The organism is Pseudoxanthomonas japonensis, assembly GCF_043632995.1.
Taxonomy (GTDB): Bacteria; Pseudomonadota; Gammaproteobacteria; order Xanthomonadales; family Xanthomonadaceae; genus Pseudoxanthomonas_A; species Pseudoxanthomonas_A japonensis.
The window spans coordinates 487,398-498,025 of the sequence record NZ_CP171632.1 but is presented as its reverse complement, the minus strand read 5'-3'; the positions used below and the strand labels follow the sequence as shown (position 1 = coordinate 498,025).

The 10,628-nt window shown below is 64.3% G+C and carries 10 protein-coding genes and 1 tRNA gene; 3 read left to right on the top strand and 8 right to left on the bottom strand.

Annotated elements, in window-relative coordinates; translation table 11 throughout:
• Positions 1-66: 66 nt before the first annotated feature.
• Positions 67-339, bottom strand: coding sequence for a hypothetical protein (locus ACGHX3_RS02200; RefSeq protein ID WP_238391268.1), 273 nt, complete (start codon positions 337-339; stop codon positions 67-69).
• A gap of 19 nt (positions 340-358) precedes the next feature.
• Positions 359-619, bottom strand: a complete 261-nt coding sequence (locus ACGHX3_RS02195; RefSeq protein WP_162338157.1) for a hypothetical protein — start codon at positions 617-619, stop codon at positions 359-361.
• Between the two features lie 696 nt (positions 620-1,315).
• On the opposite strand from ACGHX3_RS02195, the gene ACGHX3_RS02190 reads away from it, so the two are divergent.
• Together ACGHX3_RS02190 and ACGHX3_RS02185 are read left to right on the top strand one after the other, a co-directional pair.
• Entirely contained in the window at positions 1,316-1,486 is a 171-nt protein-coding gene (locus ACGHX3_RS02190; RefSeq protein ID WP_394696239.1) for a hypothetical protein, read from the top strand.
• 108 nt (positions 1,487-1,594) lie between these two features.
• A complete protein-coding gene (locus ACGHX3_RS02185; RefSeq protein WP_202924178.1) occupies positions 1,595-1,939 on the top strand; it encodes a hypothetical protein in 345 nt (114 codons plus the stop codon).
• An 89-nt stretch (positions 1,940-2,028) separates the two neighbouring features.
• Here ACGHX3_RS02185 and ACGHX3_RS02180 read toward each other — a convergent pair whose 3' ends face one another.
• Positions 2,029-2,358, bottom strand: coding sequence for a hypothetical protein (locus ACGHX3_RS02180; protein ID WP_162338158.1), 330 nt, complete (start codon positions 2,356-2,358; stop codon positions 2,029-2,031).
• Positions 2,359-2,582: 224 nt separating this feature from the next.
• Here ACGHX3_RS02180 and ACGHX3_RS02175 point away from each other — a divergent pair, with 224 nt between their 5' ends.
• On the top strand, positions 2,583-3,401 hold the full coding sequence (locus ACGHX3_RS02175; protein ID WP_162338159.1) for a transglutaminase family protein: 819 nt from the start codon (positions 2,583-2,585) through the stop codon (positions 3,399-3,401).
• A gap of 424 nt (positions 3,402-3,825) precedes the next feature.
• Here the strand turns inward: ACGHX3_RS02175 and ACGHX3_RS02170 are convergent.
• The 5 genes from ACGHX3_RS02170 to dtd all read right to left on the bottom strand — a co-directional run bounded on the left by ACGHX3_RS02170 (position 3,826) and on the right by dtd (position 10,624).
• Positions 3,826-3,901 (bottom strand) — tRNA-Ile (locus ACGHX3_RS02170).
• A gap of 667 nt (positions 3,902-4,568) precedes the next feature.
• Positions 4,569-6,542 (bottom strand): glucans biosynthesis glucosyltransferase MdoH, encoded by a 1,974-nt coding sequence (mdoH, locus tag ACGHX3_RS02165; protein WP_394696238.1) that lies wholly within the window; start codon positions 6,540-6,542, stop codon positions 4,569-4,571.
• Positions 6,539-8,059, bottom strand: a complete 1,521-nt coding sequence (locus ACGHX3_RS02160) for a glucan biosynthesis protein (RefSeq protein WP_394696237.1) — start codon at positions 8,057-8,059, stop codon at positions 6,539-6,541. The genes mdoH and ACGHX3_RS02160 overlap by 4 nt, the downstream gene beginning before the upstream one ends.
• A 170-nt stretch (positions 8,060-8,229) precedes the next feature.
• Entirely contained in the window at positions 8,230-10,083 is a 1,854-nt protein-coding gene (gene rpoD, locus ACGHX3_RS02155) for an RNA polymerase sigma factor RpoD (RefSeq protein WP_394696236.1), read from the bottom strand.
• A gap of 100 nt (positions 10,084-10,183) precedes the next feature.
• Positions 10,184-10,624 (bottom strand): D-aminoacyl-tRNA deacylase, encoded by a 441-nt coding sequence (dtd, locus tag ACGHX3_RS02150; RefSeq protein WP_394696235.1) that lies wholly within the window; start codon positions 10,622-10,624, stop codon positions 10,184-10,186.
• Between the last annotated feature and the right edge of the window lie 4 nt (positions 10,625-10,628).

The window sequence follows — 10,628 nt, the reverse complement described above, 5'->3', positions numbered from 1 at the left end:
GCGCAAGCGCTGCATACGACGGTTCGTTGAGCCTGCACGCATCCGCGGTGCGCACGGAACGAAGGTCTAGACGGGAATCGGTGTCAGCGTGAACAGGTAGCCGCGCGCATCCAGCATCGCGCGCAGGCGCTCCTCGGCGGCAACCGGGTTGAACGTGCGCCGCACCCATAGGCCGTAGCATGGTCGGCGACCATCCGTTCCGCCCAGCTGCACGCGGCGGCTCACGTGTATATCCATGGACTCGCACGCGGTCGCCCAGAGCAAGCGCAGATCGTCCGGCCCTATGGACTGACGGGTACCCAGCTGCAGGAGGAAGACCTGCGTGTGTTCGCGCCTCATGCGCTTTCCTGGCCGGCATTCATTCGCGTGCGCCGGCCGGGTACTTGAAGCCAGGCCAGTCGGGATGCCGCGACGTTTCATACCACTGTTGCGCACGCGCCATGGCTTCCGGCCTGGAAAGATCGGCCTTGGCGAAGAAAAACCAGCGTACGTTGCTGCCCGAGCCCTGCTCTTCGTGGACAAGACGATACGCATTGACACGCGTATCCCGCTCGGGATCGAGCCGTCTGCCGATGAATTCGACACCGAGGGACGAGATGATCAGTGAGATGCTGCTCATGACGCGGCCTCCGCAGCGGCTCGCGGAATGCCACCATTATCTTTGGTGTAGCACTGCGATTCGCTTCTTCTGCCCCAGAACTGCCACGCTCTTCTGGCGTGCTGGCGGCACGGAGCCACTACACGCTGTAGGACGCCGTGGCACGCCATGGCGCGCGGCGGCGGTTCTGCATCGGCTGGAATCGGCCATCCTTCATTCTCCGCGCACTCGACGGCGTGATCGTTCAAGAGTCGGGCGAGGCGCTGGAAGGCGTGGACACCCAGGACGACGCGATGCGGTTTGTTGCTCATGGCGGCTCTCGATCTTGTGCGAGCCGGCACACTGCGGGCGCGGAAGTTAGCCAGTCTCGGAATTCCGCGTGTCACCAAGCTAGCACGTCGGGATAGCGAGCCGCGTTTTTTCTTGAGCCTATAGCGTCACGCGGCGGTAACGTTGGGAAGCGCACGGTGCAGACGTTGCGGCGCAATGCCGTGCCCGCTGCCAAGCCAGCCTTGCTGTCTCCCACTCTCCGCATTGAGCTGGGCTTGGCGCCACGCCGGGTCAAGGCCGACACGGTCGGCCTGTTGGCGAAAGCTCGATTCGCATGGGATTCCACGGAGATATTTTCTTCGTGAAGAACGCAAATCTTCCGTCACGCAGAGTTCTCACTGTTCGGCGTACCTAGAAGACCCGCCCAGCCAGAGGATTCACATAGCCATGGCATCTTCCCCGAAAGTCAGATCCGATCAGGTTCACGAACTTCTGTTACAAGCACTTGAGACCGAACGAGGCGGCATTCTGATCTACACCGCTGCCGTCAACGCTGCGATCAACGAGGATCTCAAGAAGGAATGGAGCGGGTATCTGGACGAGATCCGTACCCATTAAGAAGTTCTCACCCGTGTTTTCAAGCAGCTGGAGATCGACACCGAACAGCAGTCCCCGGGACGAAAAGTGGTCGCGCACGTGGGGGCGGCACTCGTCAAGGTGATTGAGATGGCAGTCAAGACCGGGACGCCAGAAGCAGCGCAACTCGTGGCTGCCGAGTGCGTGGTTCTTGCCGAAACCAAAGATCACCAGAACTGGGAGCTGATCGGGAAGGTAGTCGAGCAAGGAGGAATGCTGGCCAAAGTGCTTGGACCGGCCTATAAGGCGGTGGAGAACGATGAGGATCATCATCTCTACCACACGATGGGCTGGTGCCGGGAGCTATGGATCCAGTCCTTGGGTATGCCCCCTGTCCTGCCTCCACCTGAGGAGGTCAGGAAGGTCGAAACGGCTATCGGAGCCTCGCGCGCAGAGCAACGCCGGGACGAAATGCTTGGCCATCATAAGCATTGAGTGCTTGGACTTGCTGCGACGCTCATGGGCATCGGGACGAAAGCCAGACGCATGCACGCGTATCCACGCGTGCATGCGGACCTCAGGAATCAGTACTCCGATTTCCAGCTTCCTGCAGCAGCGTTGCGAGTCCGCTGAAGTCGATAGGAAGTTCCCGCAACTAGTCGCTTGATCTCATCGCCCAGTCGCCTGTAGTCATCCGTCGAGGCGAAGAATGAAATCTTCTGGCCCACGATGGTCACTTCAGCCAAGTTCATCTGGCCCAGAAGTTGTTCGACCTCCTCTCGGAAGAGACGGATCCAACTTTCTGAAGGCTCGATATCCAGGCTGATGACAATTGCCTCATCCACCTTGCTGTTCACCTTGTTCTCCAAGGCCGGCACGTCGATATCGACAATCCGGGGGAAGCGGCCGTCCATTGACGCATCTCGATTGAGAATTGGTTGATCTTACTCCTTTACCCGTAGGCTGCCCTTGCCAAGTTCCTGTCCTTTGATGGTCGGCGCCCACGACAGATCCAGGGCGTTGCTTTGGTGCGTAACGCCAGAGCTGCCAAGGATATGAGACGATCCTTGCTACGTCGGGGGCGAGATCTTGACCGACGGCGCCCTCCCGACGAGCTTATTCTCCCACCTGGTCGAACATGCGCCTGCAAGCGGGATGCGAATTGGTTGTCGAATCCATCGAGGACTGCGCGGTGGTCGCGATGCTGCGCCCGCGCAGCGGTGAAGCGCAGTGGCTGATCAGTGAAGCCTATTCGTTCGAGCCGCACGTCCGGCCGACGGAGTTCGTCGACGTGTTCGGCAACCTCTGCCAGCGCTTTGTTGTGCGGCGCGGACGCATGAAAATCCGCGCCGAGCTCGAGGTCGAGACCGAGCGCGACATCGCCATCGCGCCGTGGGTCGCGCCGGCATCGGCCGCGTTCTTGCCCGATTACGCGCTGCAGTACCTGTTGCCGAGCCGCTACTGCCCGAGCGACCGTGCGTTCCAGCAGGCGCAGGCCATCGTGGAGGCTGCCGGCTCCCGTTCCGGCCAGGTCGGCGCCATTGTGGAATGGATCCGCACGCACATCGCGTACCGGTACGGCGTGAGCGACCCCAGCACGGACGCGCTTGGAACCATGGAAGCAGGGGCGGGCGTCTGCCGCGACTACGCCCACATCGGGATCATGCTGTGCAGGAGCCTGCGCATTCCCGCACGCATGGTGGTGGGCTATCTGTACGAGCTGGAACCCATGGACTTGCACGCTTGGTTCGAGGCCTACCTGGACGGCCGCTGGTACACGTTCGACCCGACGCAAGCCGCGCCCCGTGGCGGCCGGATCGTGGTTGCTTACGGTCGCGATGCGGCCGATGTGGCGTTCCTGACCAACTACGGTTGGCTGCAGACGGTGGACATGCAGGTATGGGTAGGTGAGCGGACCAATGACGTTTCACCCTCATTCTCGGGTGATGCTGGATAACCGTCGAGCCCCCTTTCAAAGCGTTGTGTTTACTGCGGAGCAGGGCCACGTCCGCTTCTGGCCGCTAGCGGACATGGCACAAAGTTAGCCAGTGATCTCGAGCGCTAGGCGCTCGACCACCTGTCTCAATAGTTCACCAATCGAGTGGTCGGAAGCCATTTGCAGCCGGGTTTTTCCTAAGGCAGACCGGAACAATGCTGTGAACCGGAACCCATCGAAGTCGCCGTCGAGGCGACGCTCGGGTCTGAGATTGGGCTCACATTACGCTCCGAGCGGCCGCTTCGAGGGCTTCCGAGGTAAGCATATGATTTTGCGGGAAATCTGTTTCCGCAGCTGCCAACTTATGCAGGAATTCTCGGATAAGTTGACTCAAATGAGACAACTTTTGCAGGAATGCACACCTTGCGGTTCGCAGCTGATTGGTTGGTGGGCCCACCAGGACTCGAACCTGGAACCAAAGGATTATGAGTCCTCTGCTCTAACCATTGAGCTATAGGCCCGACGATGCTTTCAAGCGGATGTGTGCGATGCCCGGTGCAATCCGGTATACCCCTGCTTCCGGAAAGCCGGTTCCGCAGCGGTCCATCGCGCGCCGCATTGGAGCCGCGTGAGTATAGCGTTCGGCCATTGCGTGAGTCTTCCAGCCCCTTGTCGGCGGGTGGGTGCAGCGTCCTCACCCGCGCGCGTGGCGTTCTTCACGGTAGCTCGGTTACGGGACATGGCCCGTTGCCAGTGGCGTTCCGTAGCCCGACGTCTCGACGGTTGAAATGGGCGCGTCGCGGAATAGAATCCGGCGCGTGCGGTACGGGGTTGGATGAAGCATGACGGTGAAGACGATCACTGAGAATGGACACCAGCTGACAGTCCAGATATTGCAGAGGACCGACGCTTCCGGATTGAGCTACTGGCAGGCCCGGGCTATGTTTCGTGTGGCGAACCAGACCGCCAGGGGCGACGTGATCACGACATCCCGGCACGCCTCGACGGAGGCGGCGGAGCGGGCGGCCATTCGACTGGCGCGGGACCATGGCTGGGGCCGGAGCTGAGCCGGAGCGGCCGATCAGGCGTCGTTGACGGCGGCACCGACGGTGCCAAGGCGCCTTGTCCCAGGTCGCTTAGGCAAGAAGCGGAATTCGCGGCATGCCGAAAAGCCCCGGCAGCATCGGATCACGCGTCCTCTGCGCCGACCATCGGGCCATAGCTCCTCAGCGACGGCGTTGTGCCGGAGGCTTCAACGATTGAAGGCATGCCCTCGCTCCGGGAACGAAGTTCGAGCGCGCGGGCGAGCACGGGCGGGGGCGTGGTGTCCTCCGGGGTGCGGAACCACCCTGCGGCACACAGGCGGCCTCCGACTCGGGGCGACGCGGTCACCATGTTGATCGGCACCGACAGCACCATGCCCAGGATCACCGGCGCCATCCACGCCGCCAGCGCCGGCGACACGAGGTAGGCGAGCACGCCGCAGAAGAGGCCGAACAGCGTCAGCCCGGCATATCGCCGCACAAGGCCGGCGAGCGCGACGCTGCCGTCGTCGCGACGCTGGGTTTCCCAGCCCGAGTCGCGGCCGGCCAGCACTTCCGCCACGCCACGCGACTGCACGTACATGGTGACGGGTGCCATCAGCGCCGCCATCGCCGTTTCCAGCAGCGCACTGCCGGCGATGCGGGCGGCGCCGCCACATTGCCGCCGGAGCGCAGGGTCCAGCATCGTGGCGATGCAGCCCATCACTTTCGGGGCAAGCAGCACCGCCATGGTGAAGTAGAAGACCCACAGGAAGCGTTCGGGGTCGCCACCGCGCCAGTACAGCGCAGGCGTGAATCCCGCCAGCTGCGGCTGGTCCAGATGGAAGCCCGCCTGCTGCAGCGGGATCGCCAGGCCGACCAGCATCAGCATCGCCCACATCGGCGCGGTGAAGTAGTGGCCGATGCCCACCAGCAGGTGCAGGCGACTGATCCAGTGCAGGCCGCGTGCGGGCAGCACGGCACCATGCTGCAGATTGCCCTGGCACCAGCGCCGGTCGCGCACCAGCATGTCGGTCAACGAGGGCGGGCCCTCTTCGTAACTGCCGCCCAGGCCCGGCGCCATGTGCACCGCCCAGCCGCCCCTGCGCAACAGCGCGGCCTCGACGAAATCGTGGCTCAGCACCGCGCCCTCGAACGGCTTTCCGCCGCCCAGATGCGGCAGCCCTGCGTGCCGCGCGAAGGCCGCGGTGCGGATGATGGCGTTGTGGCCCCAGTAGTTGCCTTCGGCACCATGCCACCACGCGATACCGTGCGCGACGACAGGCCCGTACACGCGGCCGGCGAACTGCTGCATGCGCGCAAAGAACGTGCGCCCGTTGACGATCATCGGCAGTGTCTGCACGAGCGCCAGCGCGGGCTGTCGCTCCATGGCCGCGGCCAGCCGGACCAGCGTATCGCCGGTCATCAGGCTGTCGGCATCCAGGATGAGGAAGTGCGGATAGGCGCCGCCGAAGCGACGGACCCACTCGGCGATGTTGCCCGCCTTCCGCTCGGTGTTTTTCTGGCGACGCCGGTAGAACACGCGGGCGCCGCTGCCGAGCCGATGCAGCAGTTCCCGCACGGCCGCGAGTTCTTCCTGCTGCGTGTCCGGCTTGGTCGTATCGCTCAGGATGAAGAAGTCGAAGCGATCCCCCTGACCGCTCTCCGCCAGCGATTCGTGCATCGCCTGGACGCCCGCGAGGACCCGCCACGGATCTTCGTTGTAAGTCGGCACTAGGAGCGCGGTGCGCTGGGTCAGCGCGGGCAACGGCGCATCCGGATCGATACCCAGCGGATGCGGACGCCTCGCGAGCAGCATGACGAAGCCTGCCAGGGCGCTCGAGAACGAGAGCGCAATCCACGCGAACAGCGCGACGAACAGCACGAGCAGGATGCCCTCGAGTACGTCGATGCCATCGCCCCGCAGCACCCACCACACCTGGTAGGTCGCGAAGAGCGTCAGCATCGCTGCGACGCCCATAACCAGCGCGCGACGCCCTCCAATCCCCGAGGGGGACGTGGGCGGAACACGCGATGGAAGACGACCCTCGCGCAGTTCCTGCACGGGCATGGGCAGGGGGGATTCGAGGGGCAGCCACTCATTCTGCAGAGGGGAGGAATGCGGGGTTCGGTCGTTCATGGCGGGCTCCAGCGGTACAGCCAGGTTTCGGACAGCGGCACGTGCCCCTCCAGCACGCGCGCATGCAGTTCCACATCATGTCTGTCCCCATGAGGACGGAATTCGAAGCTCAGCCGCCATCCGCCCGCTTCCGGATTCGGATACGCGACTGCATTCACGACGTCGCCATGGGCCGCCCACACGTCGGGCGTCAGCGTCGTGTCGTGGGCGATGGATGCCAGGCGCCCGCCTTCCAGGTCGATCACCACCAGGCGCCGCGTCGCGTCCGGGGCCGCGCCGATGCGGGTGGCGCCGACGGTGGCCAGCGCTGCCTCCCAGCTGTGCGTGTCGCACCAGTGCATGCGGTAGTCGAAACGGTATTCGCGGCCGGCACGCAAGGGCTGCTGCGGCCGCCAGAACGCCACGATGTTGTCGTGGTATTCGTCGGCGGTGGGAATCTCCACCAGCGTCACCGCGCCGTCGCCCCAGTCGCCCACGGGTTCGATCCAGAGGCTCGGCCGCTGGTGGTAGCGCGCTTCCGTATCCGCGTAGTCGGCGAAGTGGCGCTTGCGCTGCATCAGGCCGAAGCCTTTCGGGCGCGCATCCGCGAAGCCGCTGATCCTGACGCGCGGCGGATTGCCCAACGGCCGCCATATCTGCTCGCCTGCGCCATTGAGGATCGCCAGTCCGTCGGAATCGTGCACGGCAGGACGGTAGTCGTCGATACCGACACGGTCGCCGGCGTCGAACTCGAACATGCTGGTCAACGGCGCAATACCCGCACGGGGAAGATCCACGCGCGGATACAGGCGCGACTGTACATCGATGATCGTCTCTCCGCCGGGCCGGATCGCGAAACGGAATGCACCCGTGACACTGGGACTGTCGAGCAGTGCATGGACGACCAGATGGTCCGCGCCGGATGCGGGCTGCTCTATCCAGAAGGCGCGGAAGACGGGGAACTCCTCCGCGCCGGGATCGCCGCTGCCCAGGGCCAACCCGCGCGCGGACAGACCGTAGAGGTGTCCTTTGCCGAGCGCGCGGAAGTAGCTTGCGCCCAGGAAGACGATCAGTTCGTCATACACCGTCGCCCGGTTGAGCGGCGCATGCACACGGAATCCCGCAAACCCGGTGTCTTCTCCCAACTCCGCGCCGACGCCGGGTGGCAGCGAGAACATTTCCGGCGAGTAGACGAGCGGCGTGGCAACGCCGTCGTGCACCAGATGCAGATCCACGTGCTGCTTGAACAGGAAACCGCGATGGAACATCTGCAACTGGAACGGCAGGGCTTCGCGGCGCCAGATCGCCTGTTCCGGATCGAAGCGCAGGTCGCGGTAGGCATCGTAATCGGCGGCCAACGCGGCAGGCAGGCGGTCGTCCGGCGCGCGGAAGGGCTGTTTCGCCATCTCCTCCGCGAGGCGTGGAACCGTTTCCAAGTCGAATCGTGCAAGTGGTGCGGCGGTGTTCGCCGCTGTGGAGGCCTGCGCCATCACGCGGGGCATGGTGCCCAGCAACGCCATGGCGAGGACGGATTTCACTGCGTCCCGTCGCTGCACGCGGAAGTCTTGCTCGTGGGGTACCGTCAGTCTATGCAGGCGTGCGTGATGAAGATGAAAAGGCTGGCGTCATGGCGTCGCGCGGCCTGCACCAAAAACAAACGCGGCCCATCGGGGCCGCGTCTGTTTGGTGCATCTCGTTGCTGGATGCGTCAGTCGATGTCGAGGAAGCTGCGCAGCTGCTCCGACCGCGACGGGTGGCGCAGCTTGCGCAGCGCCTTCGCTTCGATCTGGCGGATGCGCTCGCGGGTGACGTCGAACTGCTTGCCGACTTCTTCCAGCGTGTGATCGGTGTTCATGTCGATGCCGAACCGCATGCGCAGCACCTTCGCCTCCCGCGGGGTCAGGCCGGCGAGCACGTCGCGGACCGTTTCCGAGAGATTGATGTTGGTGGTGTTCTCGATCGGGGACTCGACATTGGTGTCTTCGATGAAGTCGCCCAGGTGGGAGTCTTCATCGTCGCCGATCGGCGTTTCCATGGAGATCGGTTCCTTCGCGATCTTCATCACCTTGCGGATCTTGTCCTCGGGCATGTCCATTTCCTTGGCCAGCTCCTCCGGCGTAGCCTCGCGGCCGTACTGCTGGAGCATCTGGCGGGAAATGCGGTTGAGCTTGTTGATCGTCTCGATCATGTGCACCGGGATGCGGATGGTGCGCGCCTGGTCGGCGATCGAGCGGGTGATGGCCTGGCGGATCCACCACGTGGCGTACGTGGAGAACTTGTAGCCGCGGCGGTACTCGAACTTGTCCACGGCCTTCATCAGGCCGATGTTGCCTTCCTGGATCAGGTCCAGGAACTGCAGGCCGCGGTTGGTGTACTTCTTGGCGATGGAGATGACCAGGCGCAGGTTGGCCTCGACCATTTCCTTCTTCGCCTTGCGCGCCTTGGCTTCGCCATAGGCCATCGCGCGGCTGATGTCCTTGATGTCGGCCAGCGTCAGGTGCATCGCCTGTTCGACGGCGATGGTGGCTTCCTGCTCGGCGACGATCTGCTCGCGCACGTCGCGCAGGCCGGACGACCACTTCTGCTTGCGCTTCAGCACTTCGTCCACCCAACCGAGGTTGGTCTGGTTGCCTTCCCACGCGCGCAGGAATTCCTTGCGCGGCATCTTGGCGACGTTGGCGCACAGGTGCAGCACGCGGCGCTCGTGGTCCTTCACCTGGGCCACGACCTCGCGCAGCTTGCGGACCAGCGTGTCGGTCAGCGGCAGCGGCAGCTTCAGCGTGACGAAGGTCTCGGCCAGTTCGGCGCGCAGCTTGGCGACCGCCTTGTTGTCGGCACCGTTCTTGGCGTACGACTTCTTGAACTTGGTGTAGCCGTCGGCCAGCACCTGCATGCGGCGCGCGACCTCTTCCGGATCCGGACCGGTCGGCGCGGCTTCCTCGGCGGTGTCGTCGTCGCCGTCCTCGTCCTCGTCCGCCTCTTCGGCAGAATCCGAGGCTTCTTCGGCGGCCGGCACTTCAGGCGTCGGCTCTTCGACGTCGTTGAAGCCGACCACGACTTCGGCCAGGCGCTTCTTGCCGGCCTTGTGCAGTTCGTACTCTTCCAGCAGCAGCTCGATGGACCACGGGAAGTTGCCGAGCGACGCCTGCACCTGGCCGAGGCCTTCCTCGATGCGCTTGGCGATGGCGATCTCGCCTTCGCGGGTCAGCAGCTCGACGGTGCCCATCTCGCGCATGTACATGCGCACGGGGTCGGTGGTGCGGCCGCCTTCGGTGTCCAGCGAGGTCAGCGCGGCGGCCGCTTCTTCGGCCGCGGTCTCGTCGACTTCGCGGTTGCCGGTGTTGCCGTCGGCGAGCAGCAGGGTTTCGGCATCGGGGGCAACTTCATGGACGTCGATGCCCATGCCGTTGATCATGCCGATGATGTCCTCGATCTGCTCCGGGTCGACCAGGTCGTCCGGCAGGTGATCGTTGACTTCGGCGTAGGTCAGATAGCCCTGCTCCAGGCCCTTGCTGATCAAGAGCTTGATGTCGGACTGCTGCGCAGGACGTTCGTTGGCCATGGAGGTTGCGCCACCGGGAGTGAGGAAGGGAGAACCCCGTATTATACCAGCCCGGACCGGCTTGGGTTCCTGCTACCTGGTGCCCGGCAAGGGGGAAACGTCAGGGACGGAGCAGGAAGGTCACGGGCCCGTCGTTGACGAGGCTGATCACCATATGGGCACCGAAACGGCCCGTTTCCACCCTTCCGGCGTGCATTTGGCGACAGATTGCGACCAGCTGGTTGAAGCCCTGTTCAGCCTCGGCGGGAGGGGCGGCCGTGGTGAAGCTGGGGCGCATCCCCGACCGGGTATCCGCAGCCAACGTGAACTGACTGACCAGCAGCAAGCCACCGCCGGTATCGGCGAGGGAGCGGTTCATGCGGCCCGCATCGTCGGCGAAGACCCGGTAGCCCAGCAGCCGCTCGGCCATGCGCGCGATCTGCGCCTCGCTGTCGCCCGGCTCCATCGCCACCAGCGCGAGCAGGCCGCCGTCGATGGCGCCCACGACGACCTCATCGACGGACACGGAGGCCCGGGTCACGCGCTGGATCAGGGAAAGCATTGGG

What these genes read in the sequence shown, in the direction of transcription:
- ACGHX3_RS02200 (WP_238391268.1), bottom strand. Translation starts at nt 339, where the DNA reads ATGAGGCGCGAACACACGCAGGTCTTCCTCCTGCAGCTGGGTACCCGT.
- ACGHX3_RS02195 (WP_162338157.1), bottom strand. Translation starts at nt 619, where the DNA reads ATGAGCAGCATCTCACTGATCATCTCGTCCCTCGGTGTCGAATTCATC.
- ACGHX3_RS02190 (WP_394696239.1), top strand. Translation starts at nt 1,316, where the DNA reads ATGGCATCTTCCCCGAAAGTCAGATCCGATCAGGTTCACGAACTTCTG.
- ACGHX3_RS02185 (WP_202924178.1), top strand. Translation starts at nt 1,595, where the DNA reads ATGGCAGTCAAGACCGGGACGCCAGAAGCAGCGCAACTCGTGGCTGCC.
- ACGHX3_RS02180 (WP_162338158.1), bottom strand. Translation starts at nt 2,358, where the DNA reads ATGGACGGCCGCTTCCCCCGGATTGTCGATATCGACGTGCCGGCCTTG.
- ACGHX3_RS02175 (WP_162338159.1), top strand. Translation starts at nt 2,583, where the DNA reads ATGCGCCTGCAAGCGGGATGCGAATTGGTTGTCGAATCCATCGAGGAC.
- mdoH (WP_394696238.1), bottom strand. Translation starts at nt 6,542, where the DNA reads ATGAACGACCGAACCCCGCATTCCTCCCCTCTGCAGAATGAGTGGCTG.
- rpoD (WP_394696236.1), bottom strand. Translation starts at nt 10,083, where the DNA reads ATGGCCAACGAACGTCCTGCGCAGCAGTCCGACATCAAGCTCTTGATC.
- dtd (WP_394696235.1), bottom strand. Translation starts at nt 10,624, where the DNA reads ATGCTTTCCCTGATCCAGCGCGTGACCCGGGCCTCCGTGTCCGTCGAT.